This is a genomic window from Methylobacterium sp. WSM2598, from assembly GCF_000379105.1.
GTDB lineage: Bacteria > Pseudomonadota > Alphaproteobacteria > Rhizobiales > Beijerinckiaceae > Methylobacterium.
The window spans coordinates 4,823,675-4,842,601 of the sequence record NZ_KB900609.1 but is presented as its reverse complement, the minus strand read 5'-3'; the positions used below and the strand labels follow the sequence as shown (position 1 = coordinate 4,842,601).

The following is an 18,927-nucleotide window of genomic DNA, read 5'->3' as shown; positions in this document are numbered from 1 at the left end:
CCGTCCGGTCGTCCCGAAGGGCAGTCTGCGAGAGCAAGCTTCAGGGGGTCAGAATTGGACGCCGATCCCCCGCCTCAGGGGGTCAAAGTTGCACGCCGAAACACACTCGGACAGGTCCTCGCCAATCCGATGCAGGGTACCCGAGCAACAGGGGCAAACGGTGCTCGCGATGTCGATCACGCGCTCGACACGCGGCAGGTGGGCGGGAAGCGCGCCACCTCGGACACCACCGCACCCGGCAGGAGCGTCTCTTCCAGGATGCGCGCCTTGGCCTCCGCCGACCAGGTCCGTCGCCCGCCGGCACCGGTGATCACCTCGAAGCGGCGCACGCGCTCCGGCTCAAGCGTAAGGTCAAGTCCAGACACAAGCGGATCCCGGGTTCGAAGCAGGAACCGCCAGGATCACACCTCAGGCGCAGGCCCGAATGGTGGCCCGGAAACATCGCTTACTCTCCGAAGCGGACATTAGCCGAACAATCCGTTGTGACTGTAGCTGGATGATACGGATGCGCGGAAATTGAAGCGCTGGGCCATTCGCGCCCTCGTGGAGGGGGAACTCAAAGGTTGATGGCAGACAGCTGATCAACGCGCGACTCGAACGGGGCCGTCCGTGGCAGGCATGCGCCGTCGGTCACGCGCGTCCTGCGCGAAAGACCCGAGACTGTGGTCCGCCACAGGTCGACATCTGCGGAGTTGCGCGGTGTGTCAGAGCCGGTCGAGCGCCGGCACATCGCCGCCGAACCAGTTGCTTTTGATCAGCCGTTCCGCCTCGCTCGCGGCGGCTCTATCGCCCCGTGCCTCGGCCACCCTCAGCAGGCCTGCGGACGCCCAACCATTGTTGGGCGAATGCCGGAGCGCCGTGCGAAACGCAGCCTCTGCCTCGTCCAGCCGACCTTGCGCCAACAGCGCGGCACCAAGCGATTGGTGAACGGGGTAGTACCAAAAAGGTGGCTCCATATAGGGCAGCAACTCCTGGATCGCCGCAGCCTCCCTGAACAGGGCAGCCGAGCGGGCATGATCGCGGGCGTTCTGGGCCACCCTGGCCTCTATCAGCTTCTCGGCGATGGCGAGGACGTCCGGCGCCGGAACGCCGGCAGGCACGAGGGCGGCGATCTCCGGCCGCTGGGCCAGCTTTCGGATCTCCGCGGCTTCCGACCGTGCTTGGTCACCCCGGCCGAGCCGCGCCAGGGCGACGCCGCGGGCATAATGCCAATTCGCGCGAACGAGCGGGAAGTTCGCGTCGGGGGCTGGCAAGGCCAAAATGGTGCTTGGGGACGAGAACCGCGCATGAGCGCTGTAGGGCGCAGCAGCGATCGGCTGCGACCAGGGCACTTCACGCTTAGCTCGATCTGAGACCATTCCGGCGAGCTTCTCGGCCGCGGCGAGCGCGGTCTGCCCATCCCCACCCATTGTGGCCGACGCGAGGAGGAAGTGGACGTTGTGGGCGTAGTAGGCCTCCGAATAGAGGAGGCTCGCGCCGCCTCGCCGGATTAGCGCCTCGTCGACGGCGGCGGCCTGCAGGTTCGCGTCGAGGCTCTCACGCCAGCGTCCGACGCGATACCAGATGTGGCTCGGCATATGCACGATGTGTCCGGCGCCCGGCATCAGGTCGGCTAGCCGCTCGGCATGTGGCACGGCTCGTTCGGGTCGGTCCGAAGCCTCTACCGCGTGGATGTAGAGGTGAATGGCCCCAGGGTGATCGGGTGCTGGAACGAGAGCCCCTACCTGGCTCTCACCAAGCACGCCTTCGATCAGCTCGATCATCCGCCTTGCTTCGCCTTTGGGGGTCCGGCCGTTGTCCGTCCAGTAATCCCACGGGCTCAGGTTCATCAGGGCGTCTGCCGTGAGCAGCGCAACCTCCGGGCTCTCTGGAAAGCGGGCCTGCACGCCCTTCATCTCGTCGGCATAGGCGTGGTCGAGTGACCTGCGATCCACATTGTCATCGGGTGAGTAGCGCTTCGCAAGCGCGGTGATGAGCGCCGCGCCAACCGGTCCCGAGGACGGGGCCAAGCGCTTCGCTTCATCGAGGGCAACCAGTGCTCGCGCATTCGCGTCGGCCTCGATCGGGAAGTTGATGTGCGGGCCGAGCACCCAGGCCTCGCCCCAGAAGCACATGGCGCAGCTCGGATCGAGCACTTGCGCCGCCCGGAACGCCCGGGCAGCCTCGGCGTGATTAAATGCCCAGGCAAGCCGATAGGCCTGATCGAAATAGGCGGCGGCCTCGGCGTGTGCAGGGCGGGCCTCCGGCCAAGTGAGCCGACCAAGGTTGTCATAGAGCGGCGGCGGCTCTGACGAGGTCGGCGCGGCCGCCCCTTTCGGGAGGTCGTGGCTATATGTCCCGAGTTCGTTACGGGCGGGCGGGCGGGGATGCGCGTGGTTCTGGGCCGGCGCGATCACAATTTCGGCTGTGGCGCCCGATGGCCTCGGCTGGAGCAGAGTGTGGAGAAGCCGCACGCGCGGGCTGTCGTGACTTCCAAGCGGGCAAGCGATGGCTCCGCTTCCCACTGACAATACGCTGGCCGCTGTGGTCGCGATGAGAGCGCGGCCGAAGGGCCGCCAGGACCATTGGACGACGTCGATCATCGGAACCTCCAGAGTTCACCGACCTTCGCCTGATATTGATACGACGGCGGCTCGGCTGACGCACAGGATCTATGCAGCGGAGGTCTGGCCGTTCGCGGCCGTCGGCCTTCGCGCCGCTCAGGGGACATGAAGATGAAAAGGCCACTCCCTCAGGATGGCCACCCGTGTTTGTCGGTGTCAAGCGACGCGAATGCCTGTCCTCTTTGTGTCACGAGGACCTGACCACGCAATCCGTCTTCCGTTCCTAGAGCGGCACCCGATCACGTTGCAATCGGGTGCCGCTCTCGATCTTTGATCTTGCCGCATTGTCCGCGACGAACCGGCATCCGCTTCGTCGGAAAATGCTCTAGACAGGTGCGGATTGAGGGCGGGCGCCGATCTATGCAGAAGACCGCTGCGCCGCTTCCCGCGCAGCCGGCGCCTCAGATGCGGCGGAGCCTACGGTGCGGACGTGAGCCTGCTGCGCCTCGCTGCAACCCCCGGCTTGGACGTCGTCATTGTGGGTATCTGCGGCGATCCGCTGAACGTCCGCTCGGGGTCGATGCTGTTGAAAAACTCGGTTTGTGGCACAAATTCCGGCGTGATCACACAATATGTGGTCATATCTCATCCGCCATCCTACTATATGTACAGAGGCGTGCAGATGCGGGGGGTTTTTCAACAGCATCGGGCATCCGCTACCGAAAGCGGTTAAGCCATTTCCGGCCAAGACCGGTTGCTCCAAGTCAATCGGGCCGCCAGTAAACAGACCTTCCGAGAGTCCGAGAGGGGTCGGAAGCTGCCCCTCGGCCCGGGCCTACCGTGGTCCGCTCAAGCCGACGCGGGCTCCACGCTTCGCGGTTCGGCAAGCCGGTAGCCAATACCTGGCTCTGTGAGGACAATCCTCGGCTCTGCCCGATTCTGCTCGAGTTTCTGGCGAAAGTGTCCCACATAGACGCGCAGATATTGGGTATTCGCCTTGTGCGACGCCCCCCCAAACCGCGCTCAGAACCTGCGTGTGAGTGACAACCTGTCCGGCGTGCCGAGCCAAAAGCGCAAGTATGTTAAACTCCCTCGGCGAGAGCCTTACCTCGACATCATTTCGGGTTACGCGCCGACGTAGGATATCGATCTCAATCTCGCCGATCCGGACCGCCGCCACCTCCCCAACCTGGTGCAGGCGGTGCCGCAGAGCCGCCCGCAAACGCGCCATCAGTTCGCCGGCCCCGAAAGGCTTAGTCACAAAATCATCGGCCCCAGGTCCAGCGCCGCGATCTTCTCCGCTTCTCGATCCCGGGCTGAGCGCACCACGATCGGCACCTGCGACCAGGCGCGCACGCGACCGATCACTTCTTTTCCATCCATGTCGGGCAGGCCCAGGCCGAGGACAACCGCATCCGGAGCATCGGATGCGATCCGTTGCAGCGCCTGGCCCCCGTCTCGGCTCTCCGCACGTCATAGTCGTTCGCCACCAGTACCGGAGCCAGGAAGCGGTGGATGGCGGGCTCATCATCGACCACCAAAATGCGGAGGAGGACGAACGCGGTGGGGCCGCGACGCAACTTCGTGCGTCTGGTGAGAAGGCTAAGTACTCTAACTGCAAGCACTCTGTGGGGATATGGTCGCGCATTACGAGCTGTATTGATGAATGGGCGTAGTTCTGAGGTAAGCTAGACGCCAGAACGTTCAAGGAGGGGGAATGTCCGAGGCAGAGGGCAGCGCGGCGCGCAACGTCGAACTGGTGGCCGATCTTGTTGCGGCCTTCTTATCTTACAACACCGTGCCGGCGGGCCAGCTGCCGGGATTAATCCGTAGCGTCCACGAGGCGGTCAGCGGACTCGGCAAGCTCGCCGAGGTGGTGCCGGCCAAGCCGGTGCCGCCGATCCCGATCAGGAAAACGGTGACGCCGGACGCGATCATCAGCCTGGAGGACGGCAAGCCCTACAAGTCGCTGAAGCGCCACCTGACTGGGCGTGGGCTCACCCCCGAGCAATATCGGGAGAAGTGGGGCCTGCCGCCGAACTACCCGATGGTGGCGCCGAACTACGCCGCGCAGCGCTCCGAATTTGCCAAGGCGCTCAGCTTCGGCCAACACCGCCGCAAGGGTGCACCTCCTTCCGGCAGCTCGGCATGATCGAGGCGCACTCGCGCGAGGGCGGTCCGTTCACATAAGGGCGGGGTCTAGAGTCGAAAGAAGCCCGCCACGGCGAGGGGGAATACCGGGCGGGCAGAAAGAGAGTGGGATCGATAAGGATCGGCGTCACTTGATCACAGCCGTAGAGAACGCGCCCCAACCTATGATACGTTGGAGGTGTCGGACGGTCTCATCGTGCCCGCATGCTCAGAGCGCAGCTCATCCAACGCGTCGCGGCATTGAACCCGCATCTTCCCTATGGCCAAGCTGACGCGCTCGTGCGCGCAGTCCTGGACCGGATCACCGAGGCCCTGATGGAGGGTGACCGGATCGAGCTGCGCGGCTTCGGGGTGTTGAAGACGACGGCGAGAGAGGCGCGGCAAAGTCGCAACCCTCGGACGGGCGAAGCAGTGGAGGTCCCGGCCAAGCGCGACGTGGCGTTCAGGGCCTCGCGTGAGATGCATGAGCGGTTGAATCCCACGCCCGATCAAACGCTGCGCGCGGCGGAGTGAGGGTTGGGCCAGCTTCCACGCGCGTGAGGACGTCCGGCAGGGTGCCGCGGGCGGGTGTCTCGACTGTGCTCATCTGCGGGCGCCTGCTCCGGGTGCCGATCCCTGGCAGTGGGCAGCGGGTCGGGTTCGATGGACCCCCTGACGGCCCGGCCCGCACGAAGGAACGCTGGCTCGCGAGGGGCCTCTCAGGCCACCCGCTTCGTCACGTGTACCGCTCGCGATTCTCCAGGCCGTTCAGCGCCTCGCAAGACGCGTGAGCCTGGATCTCGACGACGAACGACGCCGCTGGGGCCCCGCTGCCGTCCCGGTCGCATACGTCGAAGATCTGGCCAGCCACGCGGAGGAGCGCCTCCAGCGCGTCCCGGATGTCGACGTCGTCGGCCATGCGCTGCCCCTCTGCCGTGGGCGGCATGGCCGCAAAACGTGACGTCTTGCAGAAGGAAGCCCGCCGCGGCAGAGCCGGGCGGGCTGAAGGCCGCGTAGAGTAGAACCCCGCCAGAGAAGCATGTCGGCGGCCGATTCAGAGCTTGGCAGTTCGTACTACCCGCGCCCCGCGTCGGAGAAAGCCCGCCGCGGCGGAGGGGAGGACGCCGGGCGGGCAGAGGTGCGCTTGCATCGGTGAAGGCCCCCATCCAATCAGATCTGCCGGCCCGACACATTCACCTGAGCTACTGGATCCTGCCCTGCGAGTTCCTCAGGCTGAGCGTAGGAGGGGCTGAGAAGCCGGCCGTTCGCATGAAGCGGGGTATGGATCACCCCTGAACGAGAAAGGGCCTTCAGAAGGGGGCGGGGCCCGTTGTCTGAACGAATGTGCGGAGGAACGCCGGGCAGGATGAACAGGTCCGAGAGCACATCGATCGCATCCGCTGCCTTGAGCTTGCGCGCCACCCGAATGGCGAGGCATTCGCGGGTGAACTCGTCGACCACGTTCAGCAGGAGGACCTTGCGGCCGTCACGCGTGCGCGCCTCGACGACGTCGTAGGACGAGACATGATCGCGATGCTCGGGCCGCAGCCGGACACAGGAGCCATCCCCGTCCCAGAGCCGGCCCTTCTTGGGCTGGAGGGCCGGCACCTTCAGCCCCTCCTGCCGCCACAGCCGCTCCACCCGCTTGTCGTTGACCAGCCAGCCCGCCGCCCGCAGCAGCGCGGCGATCTTGCGGTAGCCGTGACGGCCATACCGGTGCGCCGGCTCGATCAGGTCGGCGAGCAGCGCCGCCTCGTCGTCTCTCCCCCGCGGCCTCTTGCGCTGCGTCGAGCGATGCTGCCCGAGCGCGCGACAGGCACGCCGCTCGGAGACGTGCAGGACGTCCATGACATGCTCGATGCAGGCGCGCCGGCGCGCGGGGCTGGTCAGTGTCCCCGGGCGGCCTCCTGCCGGATCAGCCCATCGAGCGTGAGGTCCGCGATCGCCTTGCGGGCATTCTCGGTCTCCAGCTCCTTCATCCGGCGCACCTGGTCGGACTTCGGCCCACCGAACTCCTCGCGCCAGCGATAGGAGGTGACCTCGGTCACGCTGATCGCGCGGATCGCATCAGCCACGCTCTGACCCTGCGAGACCAGCACGTCCACCTGCCGCAGCTTGGCCACGACCTCTTCCGGCTTGTGTTTCCTCGTTCCCATCGCGTCCGTCCTCCGTCGGCTCAGAGCCATACTTCAGGGCGGACCACTCCGATGGGGGCTGACCACGGGCGCGCTGCTTTCGAGAGGCCGCAAGCGGAAGTTGTTCACCGCCTCTGTCATTGGTGGGCCCGGCAGGACTCGAACCTGCAACCAGACCGTTATGAGCGGCCGGCTCTAACCGTTGAGCTACGGGCCCAGGAGGATGGGGTGGATAGCCGGTTTCCGCCCCTGCCGTCATCACCCACAGGGTCGAGTGGCGCAGCAGGGTGGCTGGCGCTAGAGCATTTTCCGACGAAGTGGATGCCGGTTCGTCGCAGAAAATGCGGCAAGATCAAAGATCTAGAGCAGCACCCGATTGCAACGTGATCGGGTGCTGCTCTAACTCCCAGCCATGCTTTCGCCCGACCTACCTGCCGACCCCACTACCCTTGTTCATGGGTGGAACCGCGGCCTCGCCTCCCTCTCGCTCGGCCAGCCACCGTGCCCCGGCCTCCGCCTTGAGGATTGGGCGACGATCCTGGAGAACTGCCGCCACTTCGTTGGCGAGTTCAGCGCCGAGGCGGCGGAGCTCGGGTGGGACACGCTCACCCTGTTCTCGGTGCGCCGGCAGGCCGGCATGATCCGGGGCGACTGGCGCGGGGTCATGGGCTCGACGATAAGTGCGCCCTGACCAGCCACCGCCTCATCGCGTGGCGCGGGCGACCGAACCTGGAGAGCATCGTCCGACGGGCGCGCGCCCGGCGGTCCTTCACGGCGACGTCGGAGCTCGCCGTCGAGCGTTGCAGCGCATGAGCGGATCTCGTCGCACCCCAACCGCCGTCGTCGCGCCGGTGAATGGCGGCCTGCCGATGATCCGCGGTGCCCCGCCGGGCGAGGGTCAAGGCGAAATCGCGGTCGCCCTGGCCGCCCTCCGGGCCGGCCGGACCGGCGCGCCGCCCGGGGCCGGCGCGTGAGCGCCGCGCCCGGTCGCGCGCCGGACAGGAAACCGGTCCTGATCGTCCTGCACCAGGAACTCTCGACCCCCGGGCGGGTCGGGCGCCTCCTGCAGGAGCGCGGCCATCCCCTCGACGTCCGTCGGCCGCGCTACGGCGATCCGCTGCCCCCCACCCTCGCCGCGCATGCCGGCGCGGTGATCTTCGGCGGCCCGATGAGCGCCAACGACCCCGACGCGTTCCTGCGCCGCGAGATCGACTGGATCGCCGTGCCGCTCGCCGAGCGGAAGCCCTATCTGGGCCTCTGCCTCGGCGCGCGGATGCTGGCGAAGTGCTGCGGCGCCAGCGTCCAAGCCCACCCGGAGGGCCGGGCCGAGATCGGCTACTACCCGCTCGTCCCGACCGAGGCCGGGCGCGGCTTCGCGCGGGAGATCGGGCAGGCGTGGCCCTCCCACGTCTATCACTGGCACCGCGAGGGCTTCACCTGCCCGGCGGGTGCCGAGATGCTGGCGACCGGGGACGACTTCCCCACCCAGGCGATCCGGGTCGGGCCGGCGGCCTTCGGGCTGCAATTCCACCCGGAGGTCACCCACGCCATGCTCTGCCGCTGGACCGTGCGGGCCGCCGAGCGCCTCGCCCTGCCCGGCGCCCAGGATCGCGTCCGCCAGATCGAGGGCCGCTACATGCACGATCCCCAGATGGTCCGCTGGCTCGACGCCTTCCTGGACCATTGGCTCGCCCTCGGCGACGGGGCCTCGTCCGCATGATCGTCAGCCTCAGTCTTCTCCTGCTCTGCCGGCTCTTCGGCGAGATCCGGGTGCGCCGCCTCGCGTCCCTACGGACGGGCAGCTGGACCTGGGCTGCCATCAACTCCCTGGCCGAGCCGATTGCATCACGCAATACTGCGAGTTTTGTGGAGGTAAAGACACACCTCGCGCACAAATCACACGGCATTCTCACTGCGTGCGCTTCGGCCTTGGTGCGGCCTTGAAGTCCTCACCTCTGAGAGACGTACTTCGGACCTTGGACTGGGGGCGGTGCCATGGCTGACGGATGGGCATTTCGCGAGAAGACGCGCGGCCGACTGAGGGTGGTAGCCGTAGCTCGGTCGCTCGCCCGCTCCGGGGAGCATGCCGACCACACCACAATTCTTGAGGCCCTCCGGGCGGACGGCCTTTCCGACATGGCGCCGAGCTGGTTCAGCGACCCCGCCTTCGTCCTGCAACTCGACCGGATGTGCACTTATGCCCACGAAAAGGCGATCGGGGCGCATCGCGCCGATGCCGGGCGGCCGCGGCCCGCGGGACAGGTCACGAACACCGCTGCACTCCGAGGCGCCTCTCCACGCGGCCACGAGGCGACGATCAGCACCGACCGCGTCCCGGCCAACATGCCGTTCCCGGACATCACCTTGCACCTGCGCTGCTCGGCCTGTGGGTCGAAGCAGGTCGGCGTTATGCGCGGCTGAAGGCGCGCACGGGCTGGAGCATGGCCGAAGCGGGAACCGCGCCCGCCGGCTACCGGGTGACGGGGCGGGACACGCCCTGGCCGGATCGGCAGTGAGCTACCGCTTGGACGCACGCGGAGGATCGAGCGGAAGATCAAGTTGAACATCGGCGCCTAAGCTCGCGGCAAGACGCCGAGCCATCGCAGGATCAAGGCCCCACACGAGCGGGCGACCTCCGCTCACTAATGTGTAAGTGCCGTCGCGCTTAGCTTTGATCACGATCAGTTCTTCCACGTACAATCCCCCGGTTTAGCTGAACTGCAAAGCCTGACATGTGCTGGTTCATTGCAGGACAAAACGGGATCTCGAGATTGGTTCACGCGTCTGTGATCGGAATATCGGCTAAGCTCTCCGCCTATTGGTGCAAGACATTGCCGTAGAAGCAGAAAGGTCCGCCGCGGCCGGAGCCGGGCGGGCCGAAGGCATCCCCACATGATCAAGGGCATCGTGCGCCCGCACGCCCGGGCCGATCAAGCGCCGCCCGCCTGCGGGTCCAGGACCAAAATCGGCCCATGGCAGACAGTGCATACAGCACGCAGTTTCGTTCGTCCGACTCGGAGCAACACCCTGTCGTCTCACCCGCACCGTGCGGCGTGAGCCCACTCGCACGGTCAAAGCTTTGCGCATATTCCTACGGGAACAGGGCTTGCGGAAAGTGCCGCCCGGGTGAACGCTTGCCACCGTGGCGTCCTGATGCCACCGTAATACGGGCCGAGCGGGAGGAGGGGGATGGTGGGCTGGGTGCCGACGGCGGCGAGTGGGATGGGGGACGTGGGCGCGGCACCATCCGCGAACGAGCCGCTCTGGCTTGCCGGCCGGAACGGCACGGTGTGGCGGACGGATGACGGCAAGGATTTCGAGCAGCTCACGGGCCATGGGCTGCCGCCGGGAGTGACGCGGATCGCCGGGTCGCACGGGCGGCAGTTCGCCGACACGCGCCAGAACGTCGCCTGGGCGGTCACGGGCGCGGGCGAGTTGTGGCGCTTTAACGGGCAGGGCTGGACCAAGACCAAGGCGAGCGGCATGCTCGACGTCGCCGTGAGTCCGTTCGATCGCGCCTGGGTGCTTGGACAGAACGGGACGGTCTGGATGACCGGGGAGGTCGGGGACCAGTTTGTTCAGGTGCGGCCGCACGACGGCGCGCCCGTGTTCATCCGCATCGCTGTGGTCCCGGACCTCGTCGCGAGAGCCGACACGATCTGGCTCGCCGGAAACGACGGGTCGCTCTGGCGGTTGAACCCGTCGCAAACGGATTGGTGGCGCACCAACGCGAGCGAAGTGGGCGACGTCGCGCTGGGGCCGCATGGACGGCTCTGGCTCGCGGGGACGAACGGCACGGTCTGGCACTCCGATGGCGTGCACTTCACGCGAGTGTCGACCTTGCCGGACCGGCGGCAACTGGCGACCCCGAAGCACGATCAGAGCCTGCCGCCACTGCACATCGAAAGCTTGGCGGGACGGGGCAACACCGTCTGGGGCGTGACCAACACCGGCGAGCTGTGGAAGTTCGACGCCACGAACCTCTGAGCGAGGCGGGAACCGCTGCACCTAGAGCATTGTCCGACGAAGCGGATGCCGGTTCGTCGCGGACAATGCGGCAAGATCAAAGATCGAGAGCGGCACCCGATTGCAACGTGATCGGGTGCCGCTCTAGACCTGCAGCAGGAGAGCGCCGCCCAGGGTAGGCGCGGAGCCGCCGCTACCTTTGCCCCCCGCCGGCCTTCGGAACGCCGCCGATCTTCTCGACGGCCCGGCCGACCTCGGTCCAGTCCCTCCGGAGCGACTCTACGCTGTCGTCCTTCGCGACCCGTTGCAACGCCCCCCTGGAGCTGCGCGAGCGGCGCCGAGAACGGGTCATCAGCGCCTATCCTGAAGCGTAAACTTTCACCGGTCATCGTTTGGCTACTGCCGTAGTGATTACAGACGTATCTAAGGCTAACGTCCTATGCGTGAGCCTACGCAGGTTGTTGACTTGGCATCGTGCAGAAGTATTAATTTTCGCGATCGCGACTTTGGGCGCTGAGTGGATATAATCTAGTATAATATCATGTTCATAGACGTCGGGGATGTTAATAGCGGTGATGCAGATTATTTCAATATAATTGCTAGTACATTAGCTGCTTACGTGTCCACCAACTCGGTTCGAATAACCGTTGAGTTGCCACTGCTCACAACTGACGCTAGTGATGACAGAGAGCCCCGGCGAGAGACGAACGGTGGCGGCATAAGTTCAGGCTTGTCCCGCAAGAAGCTGGAACAACCAGGCTGTGGCGACGCACATTAGGGAGCGGGAGCTCAGAGCCGGAAGGCCGCTCGTCAGGGCGCGACTGCCGCGAGTTCGGCCTGGGATACCTTGCGGAGGTCGCGCAGCGTTCCCAAGGTTGCTGCGACATACTCTCGGACCGCTTGCGCTTCCGACCGAGTGGCATCCTCGTAGGCAGCGATCTCCAAGCTAAGGGCCTGCGTCTCCACCTCGGCGTAGCGCCGGGAAAGCGCCAAGTAATCTAGGGGTTCGATGTTCTCAACAATGCTTCGCAGCTCCCGATCGAGCGTGTTCCGCACCTCGACCCCGGCGTCCCCCGCCAGCCGGGCGAGTTCCGGCAACTGAGCAGTCCGGAAGTCGCGTACACGCTCGGCCAGGGACTTGATGCCGGGCCGTGGCTCCTTGGCCGCAGCGATGCGGGAGATCTGCGCCTGGAACAGGGCAGACGAGTAGGCGGCTTCGATGAACCGTCCCGTAGCGTCGTTCGCGTGCGACTGGGCTACGCCCGCAGCCCAGAAGGCGATCGCCGCGAAAGCCATTCGTCGCCGGCTCATTGCCATCCTGGAACCCCTTGCATGTTGGGAAGCTTGTGCGCGATGCCCTTGTGGCAGTCGATGCACGTCTTCTGGCCTGTGAACAGATCCTTCTCGTGAGCTGCCGCCGCCCGCGGATTCTGCTTCGACACGTCCATCGACTGGGCGCTGTGGCAGTTGCGACATTCCAAGGAGTCGTTGGCCTTCATCCGCGCCCATTCGTGTTCTGCCAAGTGACGGCGCAGATCCAGGAACTTATCACGTGTGTCAATCGAGCCGAAGATGTGCCCCCAGACTTCTTTGGAGGCTTGCATCTTGCGCGCGATCTTGTCGGTCCACTGATGTGGCACGTGGCAATCGGGACAGCTCGCGCGAACGCCCGAGCGGTTGGTGTAGTGGATCGTGCCCTTGAGCTCCTCGAAGACGTTCGTCTTCATCTCGTGGCACGACGTGCAGAATTTCTCCGTGTTGGTGTGCTCCAGGACTGTGTTGAAGCCGCCCCAGAACAGGACTCCTGCAACGAAGCCGCCTAGCGTGAGGAAAGCCAGCGACAGGGTGACGGGAGGACGCGTGGCCGTACGCACCCAAGGGTTCAGCCAGAACCAGGACCACGCCCTAGCAATTGCCGCCATCTCAGCGCCCCCGGGGCTCGCGCTCAACCAGCGCGTCCATGTCGACGAAGGTGTTCGGGACGAGCGGCTTCGCCCCGGTCTGCGGAACGTGGCAGGCGAGACATGAGTAGCGACGTGGGGAGACCCCGCCGAGCGTGTTTCCCTCGCGATCCTGGTAGTGCGTGACGCTGATCATCGGGGCCTGCGATTGCTCGGTGAACTTTCGAGCGTGGCAGGCCAGGCATTTGTTCGCGTTCAGGTCGAGCGCGTAACCCTCGATTGCGTGTGGGATCAGGGGCGGCTGGTCCGGATAGTTGCGCTTGCGGCGCACGTCGTCGGTGACCTGCCGCTGCATCGGCGGGGCCGGCGTTTCCTTGGTGAACGGCTCCGGACCGGTCAACCGAGGAGCATCCTGCGCGAACAGCGCCCCCGCGACGAGGCAGGCCGCACCAGTACAGGCGGAGAGCAGAAGGCGACGCATCATTCCGCCCCACGCTCGGCCGTGGCGACGCCGATCACCTTGACGGCGCACTTCTTGAAGTCGGTCTGCTTCGAGATCGGGTCTGTCGCGTCCAGCGTGGCCTTGTTGATCAGCTGGCTGGCGTCGAAGAATGGAACAAAGACACGCCCGGGCGGCATCTTGTTGCGTCCCCGGGTCTCTACCCGGGAGCGGATCTCACCGCGCCGCGAAATGATCCGCACCTCCTGCCCACGGCGGAGACCGCGCTTCTGCGCGTCGTCGGGATGCATGAACATCACGGCGCCGGTGAAGGCCCGATAGAGCTCTGGCACCCGCATCGTCATCGAGCCCGAATGCCAGTGCTCCAGCACGCGACCTGTGACCAGCCAGAGGTCGTATTCCTGATCCGGAGCCTCGGCCGGCGGCTCGTAGGGCGCCGCCATGACGACCGCTCGGCGGTCGGGATTGCCGTAGAACTGCCAGCCGGCCCCCTTCTCGACGTAGGGGTCGTGTCCCTCGCGATAGCGCCAGCGCGTCTCCTTGCCATCGACGACGGGCCAGCGCAGGCCGCGGACCTCGTGGTAGCGGTCGAAGGGTGCGAGGTCATGGCCGTGACCGCGCCCGAACGAGGCGTACTCCTCAAACAGTCCTTTCTGGACGTAGAAGCCAAACTGCTTCGATTCGAAGTTCTCGTGGTCCGCTGCGATCTCGTCCAATCCGAAGCGGTCAACGCTGCCGTTGCGCCAAAGCACGTCGAAGAGCGATTTGCCCTTGTAATCCGGATGAGCGACGAGGACCTCCTGCGCCCAAACCTCGTCGGTCGTGAAGCGCTTGGAGAACTCCATCAGTTGCCAGAGGTCCGAGCGCGCATCGCCGGGGGCATTGACGAGCTGGCGCCACATGTGCGTCCGGCGCTCGGCATTGCCGTAAGCACCCTCCTTCTCGACCCACATGGCCGTGGGCAGCACGACGTCCGCGGCCATCGCGGTCACGGTCGGGTAGGGGTCCGAGCAGACGACGAAGTTGGCCGGGTTGCGGTAACCCGGATAGGTCTCGGTGTTCGTGTTGGGAGCCGTCTGCAGGTTGTTGTTGCACATGATCCAGTAAGCGTTGAGCTTACCGTCCTTGAGCATGCGGTCCTGCTGCACGGCATGGTAGCCGATCTCGCCGTTCAACAAGCCGGGTGGCAGTTTCCAGATCTCCTCAGCGTGCTTGCGGTGCTCGGGGTTGTTGACCTGCATGTCCGCGGGTAGGCGGTGCGAGAAGGTGCCAACCTCGCGAGCCGTTCCGCAGGCCGATGGCTGACCCGTCAGTGAAAAAGGGCTGTTTCCGGGCTCCGAGATCTTCCCAGTCAGTAAATGGATGTTGTAGACGAGGTGGTTCGCCCAGACACCGCGGACGTGCTGGTTGAAACCCATCGTCCAGAGTGACATCACTCTGGTCTTCGGATCGGCGTACGTCTTTGCGAGGGTCAGGAGCCGCTCCTTCGACACCCCGGTCAGTTCTTCAGTCTTTTCAAGAGTGTACTCTCCCACCATGCGGGCATAGGCGTCGAAGTTCGACGGCTGCGACACGGCGGCCTCGTTGGCATGCGTGGCGCGCTGCTCCAGCACGTGCTCGGGCCGGAGGCCGTAGCCGATATCGGTGTTGGCAACTCGGAAGTTGACGTGGCGCTCCACGAAGTCGCGGTTCACGGCTCCGTTCTGGATGATGTAGTTCGCGACGAAGTTCAGGATGGCGAGGTCGGTCCCAGGCTGGAAGATCAGTGACTGATCCGACAGCTCGGTCGTGCGGTGCTCGTAGGTTGAGAGCGTCGCGATACGGACGTGCGGCGCGCTGAGACGGCGGTCGATGACCCGCGTCCAAAGGATCGGGTGCATCTCCGCCATGTTCGAGCCCCAGAGCACGAAGGCGTCGGCATGCTCGAAGTCGTCGTAGCACCCCATCGGCTCGTCCATGCCAAAGGTGCGGATGAAGCCGACGGCGGCCGATGCCATGCAGTGGCGGGCATTCGGATCGAGGTTGTTAGATCGAAAGCCGGCCCGCATGAGCTTGGTCGCAGCATAGCCCTCGAAGATGGTCCACTGGCCCGAGCCGAACATGCCAACGGCCTTGGGCCCTTTCTCGCGCAGGACGCGCTTCCACTGCCGGGCCATTTCATCGAAGGCTTGGTCCCAGGAGACCGGCTGCAGCTCAGCGTTCTTGTCGAACTTGCCGCCGCGTACCCTCATCAATGGCTGCGTCAGCCGGTCCGCGCCATACATGATCTTCGAGAGGAAGTAGCCCTTCACGCAGTTCAGGCCGCGATTGACCTCGGCCTGCATGTCGCCGTGCGTCGCGACCACGCGACCGTCCTTCACCCCGACCATCACGCCGCAACCCGTGCCGCAAAATCGGCATGGTGCCTTTGACCACTTGAGGGCGATGTCCGCGCCGGCCGCAAGATTTTGCGCCTCGGCCGGCAGGTCGATGCCGGCGACAGCAGCCGCCGCGGCCGCGGCCTGAGCCTTGAGCAGAGTTCGACGAGACATATCCATGGTCGTTTCCTGGGTGCGGCAGGTCGCCGACCGGCGCGCCTAGTCGAAGCGGTGGTAGACAAGCGCTGTAGAGAGGACGCCGGGTAGCTCCCCGATCTCGCCCAGCCGCTGCACAACGTCGTCCTCCGTGGAGGTCTCCAGGGTGGCGACGATCTTCCCAGCGGGACTCTCCCCATGCACGTCGAGGCCCGGCATCGCCCTGAGCGAGGCCAGCACCCCGGCTAGACGCTCGGGCCGGGCATGGACCACCAATCCGCTGACATGATGTCCACCGCCCGCTGCGCGTCCGGCGGCCGGACGGCCGGCCAGCAGGTCCCGTCGTGACAAGGACGCTTGTTCATGCGCCATCGCTCTCTCCTAGACGGGTCCTGGAGGACCAGTGAACGCGTAGTACATCCAGACGAGGAAGCCCCAGCCGGAGACCACTCCGACCGCGATAAAAGGCCATATCAGGACCGCTAAGACCAGAAAAGTCAGCAACTCTCGCGCACGGCCATCTCGTGTTGGCACTTTCTCTTGAGCCTGCTGGCTTTGCACTACCAGCCTCCCCCCGATTAGGCCTGACCCAGGCCGTGATAGCCGGAAACGAAGGTTCCGGTTCTGTTTTCAAGCGCCGCAATGACTGTCTCGCGCTGCGATAGCGAGCCGAAAAGGACACGTAAGCACGGCACCGCCGGACGCGTGTCCTCACCTGGGCGTATTGCGTGACTTAGAGCACCTATCCAAGCCGCCTTCGCTCCTGAAATTTCAACCACTTAGCGGGGGCGAAGGCGGATTGCGTTAGGGGCTTTTAGCCCGACTATCAAACGTAACAGCGGAGGGTTCGGTTCCAGGTGTTATTGATTTAGATTGGTCTCGAACGCAATTGATGGATGCTATAGATACTTGAACGCAACTCGTTTGCGCCACAGCAGACGAACGGGCTGAGTGATGAACCCCTTTGAATGTGCAGTAGTGGAGTCGCCGCGCACCCGCAAAAACTGTGTCCAGTGCAGCGTCGGGGGTCCGCGCAGGATGAACAGGTCCGAGAGCACATCGATAACTTCCGCCTGCATCTCTGTATAATCTTTGCTTACATCTATTTTATTCAATGCTGCAGCGATTTGGTCTCGCAAACGCCGGGCCGGAGAGCGGGACGCGATGTTCCCGGCCGCCCTTCATTCTCTCTGCCGGTACGGTCCACACACCACCTGAGAGGTCGAGTTCGTGCCACCGGGCATCCAGCACCTCGCCCGTGCGCGCGGCAGTCAGGATCGTGTACTCAAAGGCACGGGCGGCAATGCTGCCGCCGGTGCGCAGCGTCGCCAGGAACTGCGGTACATCCTTGTAGCGCAAGGCGGCGTGGTGCTCGACCCGCCGGATTTTGGACCGGGCCGGCAACAGGTTTTCAAGATGGCCGCGCCAAGGTGCGGGGTCATCACCAGTGCGGTACCCGCGGGTGCGAGCCCAATCCAGGATGGCTTCGATCCGCCCTCGCAACCGGTTGGCGGTCTCAGACTTGTTCGTCCAGATCGGCTCCAGCACCCTCATCACCAACCTCGTGTCCACCGCCGCCACGGGCCAATCACCGGGCACAGGATGAAGGTAGGTCTCCAGTGTCGAGCTCCACTGCATGGCGTGCTTGGCATTGCGCCAGCTAGCCCGGTGGGTCGAGATGTAGGTTTCGGCAGACTGGCGGAACGTCATCGCGTGCGCCGCCTTGGCCGCGAGATCTTGCCGCTTCGCCTTTCGCGCCTCAATCGGGTCGATCCCCTCCGCGCATAACTTTCGGCAGACAAGTGCCTCGTCGCGGGCCTCCGCGAGCGAGAATGGCGAGGCTGAGCCGAGCCCCATAGCTCGCGCCCTGCCGCGCAGGGTGAAGCGGAAGATCCAGCTCTTGGCTCCGTTGCCCGTCACCTGTAGCCACGGGCCGCCACCGTCGCCGGACATCCCCGGCGTCCTCAGCGTCGCGACCCTCACGGCGGAAAGCGTCCCGGTCATGCCTGCTGTTCTCACGCTCCTCCCCGCACCGTCATCGCGCGTTTCGGCGAGCTCCTGCGGCGCATCACGGACGACGGGCTGTGCCTTCCTCGGCCATTCAAGGGACTTAGCGGTCACATGCGCACCAGTACGGACGGTCAGCTCGCGGAGGTCTTCTCCGCCGATCTGGCGTAAATTCCTCTTAATATATAAACACTTAGTAGAAGTAGCCTTCTATAAACCCACGATACTACCCACATCGGATTGGCGGCTTGAGGCGGGCGCCTATGGCCGCCCGCGAACGGTGATTGCGGCGGTCGGTCGCGCTTAGCGTTCGGGTGGCTTGACGCCACCGCTCGATTCGATCGAGCCGGACGCCGGCCCCCTGGCGGCACACCTCGGCCGGCCGCTTGAGGCGCTCGCATCGCGCGAGGTCCCGGTATAGCCCGGGCCGGAACCGACGCCGATCGCCCCAGCACGGACCGATTCACGGATGAACCGCGCCCTCTGGGCTGTGAGCTTCAGGACAAATCGGCGAGAGTCGCGCGAGCGGCGCGCAACAGTTGTCTGGTCCGTCGCTCCAGGGCTAATGCCTCTTTGGTGCGCAGACCGTGCCTGTAGCGGCCGTTCGAGCTACCGTTGGGCGCGCCGCTTCCTAACGCCCCGCCGTGCATCCGGCAGCGCGTCCTCCCGCTCACCGCGGGCGCGAGGCAGGCCCATCCCTGCCTCGTCTGAGCGCAGCACCGGCGCGCCATCCGAAAGGGCGAGGGTTGCCGGTCCAGCGCGTGCATGGGGTTGATGCTGGTTTTCAAGGGTCCCCCCTCCTGCTGGAGCGCTGACGGCGCCTACGATGGCCTGACCGCCTTGATGGACATGAACGTGTTCAACCGTGACCTTCTGCTCGCCGCCGCGGCGGAGCTTGGCGAAGGCTTCGAGTTGAGCCAGGAAAGTGCGCTGTAGTTTCGTCGCCAGCGTGCCGTACCGCTCCATCGCAACCGGGTCGACCGCGGCTCTTGCCCTTCCGAGCATCGAGAGTGCGGCCTCGTTCGTTGCCAGCATCTGGACGGCCAACATCGCCTCGGCCTCATTGCGCGGCGCGAGGCCGCCGATTGCCGCGAGGCCGGCGTTGAGCTGCTGCTGTGTAGGGGCGCTCTTGCCTGGCTCGCGCAAGGCCGCGCCGAGCCAGCCGAGTGCGGATTCCGATTGAAGTCGGCCACCGGTTCCGAGGCGAAGCCGGCCAGCGTTCCGATTTGATGTCGGCCAGCGTTCCGAGATGAAGCCGGCCACTCGGTAGCC

18 protein-coding genes, 1 tRNA gene and 2 pseudogenes are annotated in these 18,927 nt (G+C 65.4%); 6 read left to right on the top strand and 15 right to left on the bottom strand.

The features are described 5' to 3' along the window. Nucleotides 1-176 precede the first annotated feature (176 nt). From MET2598_RS37200 to MET2598_RS37195, 3 genes and pseudogenes are all read right to left on the bottom strand, one after another. Nucleotides 177-329, bottom strand: a complete 153-nt coding sequence (locus MET2598_RS37200; RefSeq protein ID WP_018262497.1) for a transposase — start codon at nucleotides 327-329, stop codon at nucleotides 177-179. Nucleotides 330-704: 375 nt separating this feature from the next. Further along, nucleotides 705-2,582 (bottom strand): tetratricopeptide repeat protein, encoded by a 1,878-nt coding sequence (locus tag MET2598_RS0122850; RefSeq protein ID WP_026190897.1) that lies wholly within the window; start codon nucleotides 2,580-2,582, stop codon nucleotides 705-707. 810 nt (nucleotides 2,583-3,392) lie between these two features. Next, a pseudogene (locus MET2598_RS37195) lies at nucleotides 3,393-4,123 on the bottom strand (response regulator). Between the two features lie 137 nt (nucleotides 4,124-4,260). On the opposite strand from MET2598_RS37195, the gene MET2598_RS0122840 reads away from it, so the two are divergent. Both MET2598_RS0122840 and MET2598_RS0122835 read left to right on the top strand, forming a co-directional pair. Next, complete coding sequence (locus MET2598_RS0122840) at nucleotides 4,261-4,695, top strand: MucR family transcriptional regulator (protein ID WP_012330954.1); 435 nt, start codon at nucleotides 4,261-4,263, stop codon at nucleotides 4,693-4,695. Between the two features lie 203 nt (nucleotides 4,696-4,898). Then, nucleotides 4,899-5,207, top strand: a complete 309-nt coding sequence (locus tag MET2598_RS0122835; protein WP_018262495.1) for an HU family DNA-binding protein — start codon at nucleotides 4,899-4,901, stop codon at nucleotides 5,205-5,207. A gap of 202 nt (nucleotides 5,208-5,409) precedes the next feature. Here the strand turns inward: MET2598_RS0122835 and MET2598_RS0122830 are convergent, their stop codons facing one another. From MET2598_RS0122830 to MET2598_RS0122815, 3 genes and pseudogenes are all read right to left on the bottom strand, one after another. After that, the gene (locus tag MET2598_RS0122830) at nucleotides 5,410-5,592 is read right to left on the bottom strand and encodes a hypothetical protein (RefSeq protein WP_018262494.1); all 183 of its coding nucleotides are present in this window, start codon (nucleotides 5,590-5,592) and stop codon (nucleotides 5,410-5,412) included. A 383-nt stretch (nucleotides 5,593-5,975) separates the two neighbouring features. Beyond that, nucleotides 5,976-6,829, bottom strand: a pseudogene (locus MET2598_RS39760) (IS3 family transposase); the annotation flags it as partial. Nucleotides 6,830-6,949: 120 nt separating this feature from the next. Next, nucleotides 6,950-7,025, bottom strand: a tRNA-Ile gene (locus MET2598_RS0122815). Nucleotides 7,026-7,220: 195 nt separating this feature from the next. Here MET2598_RS0122815 and MET2598_RS0122810 point away from each other — a divergent pair. The 4 genes from MET2598_RS0122810 to MET2598_RS0122790 all read left to right on the top strand — a co-directional run bounded on the left by MET2598_RS0122810 (nucleotide 7,221) and on the right by MET2598_RS0122790 (nucleotide 10,795). Continuing rightward, complete coding sequence (locus tag MET2598_RS0122810) at nucleotides 7,221-7,499, top strand: hypothetical protein (RefSeq protein ID WP_012330959.1); 279 nt, start codon at nucleotides 7,221-7,223, stop codon at nucleotides 7,497-7,499. 279 nt (nucleotides 7,500-7,778) lie between these two features. Continuing rightward, the gene (locus MET2598_RS0122800; RefSeq protein WP_018262490.1) at nucleotides 7,779-8,528 is read left to right on the top strand and encodes a glutamine amidotransferase; all 750 of its coding nucleotides are present in this window, start codon (nucleotides 7,779-7,781) and stop codon (nucleotides 8,526-8,528) included. A 275-nt stretch (nucleotides 8,529-8,803) separates the two neighbouring features. Next, nucleotides 8,804-9,229 (top strand): hypothetical protein, encoded by a 426-nt coding sequence (locus MET2598_RS38225; protein WP_020493669.1) that lies wholly within the window; start codon nucleotides 8,804-8,806, stop codon nucleotides 9,227-9,229. Between the two features lie 768 nt (nucleotides 9,230-9,997). Then, nucleotides 9,998-10,795: a hypothetical protein gene (locus MET2598_RS0122790; protein ID WP_018262488.1), complete on the top strand. Its 798-nt coding sequence runs from the start codon at nucleotides 9,998-10,000 to the stop codon at nucleotides 10,793-10,795. A 789-nt stretch (nucleotides 10,796-11,584) separates the two neighbouring features. Here MET2598_RS0122790 and MET2598_RS0122780 read toward each other — a convergent pair. From MET2598_RS0122780 to MET2598_RS41480, 9 genes are all read right to left on the bottom strand, one after another. Continuing rightward, nucleotides 11,585-12,070, bottom strand: a complete 486-nt coding sequence (locus MET2598_RS0122780; RefSeq protein ID WP_012330964.1) for a DUF4142 domain-containing protein — start codon at nucleotides 12,068-12,070, stop codon at nucleotides 11,585-11,587. An 11-nt stretch (nucleotides 12,071-12,081) separates the two neighbouring features. Beyond that, complete coding sequence (locus MET2598_RS0122775; RefSeq protein ID WP_012330965.1) at nucleotides 12,082-12,696, bottom strand: NapC/NirT family cytochrome c; 615 nt, start codon at nucleotides 12,694-12,696, stop codon at nucleotides 12,082-12,084. A 1-nt stretch (nucleotide 12,697) separates the two neighbouring features. Beyond that, on the bottom strand, nucleotides 12,698-13,156 hold the full coding sequence (locus MET2598_RS0122770) for a nitrate reductase cytochrome c-type subunit (protein WP_012330966.1): 459 nt from the start codon (nucleotides 13,154-13,156) through the stop codon (nucleotides 12,698-12,700). Further along, complete coding sequence (napA, locus tag MET2598_RS0122765) at nucleotides 13,156-15,672, bottom strand: nitrate reductase catalytic subunit NapA (protein WP_026190895.1); 2,517 nt, start codon at nucleotides 15,670-15,672, stop codon at nucleotides 13,156-13,158. The genes MET2598_RS0122770 and napA overlap by 1 nt, the downstream gene beginning before the upstream one ends. Nucleotides 15,673-15,711: 39 nt before the next feature. Further along, nucleotides 15,712-16,020: a chaperone NapD gene (locus tag MET2598_RS0122760; protein WP_083784633.1), complete on the bottom strand. Its 309-nt coding sequence runs from the start codon at nucleotides 16,018-16,020 to the stop codon at nucleotides 15,712-15,714. A 9-nt stretch (nucleotides 16,021-16,029) separates the two neighbouring features. Continuing rightward, complete coding sequence (locus MET2598_RS39750; protein WP_083784792.1) at nucleotides 16,030-16,182, bottom strand: periplasmic nitrate reductase, NapE protein; 153 nt, start codon at nucleotides 16,180-16,182, stop codon at nucleotides 16,030-16,032. Between the two features lie 573 nt (nucleotides 16,183-16,755). Next, on the bottom strand, nucleotides 16,756-17,652 hold the full coding sequence (locus tag MET2598_RS0122755; protein ID WP_018262482.1) for a tyrosine-type recombinase/integrase: 897 nt from the start codon (nucleotides 17,650-17,652) through the stop codon (nucleotides 16,756-16,758). A 500-nt stretch (nucleotides 17,653-18,152) separates the two neighbouring features. Next, nucleotides 18,153-18,329 carry a hypothetical protein gene (locus MET2598_RS43575; protein WP_330218354.1) on the bottom strand — a complete coding sequence of 59 codons (177 nt, stop codon included), beginning with the start codon at nucleotides 18,327-18,329 and terminating at the stop codon, nucleotides 18,153-18,155. Next, a partial coding sequence (locus MET2598_RS41480) for a hypothetical protein (RefSeq protein ID WP_210163409.1) occupies nucleotides 18,265-18,927 on the bottom strand: 663 nt, incomplete at its 5' end. The genes MET2598_RS41480 and MET2598_RS43575, both read right to left, overlap by 65 nt.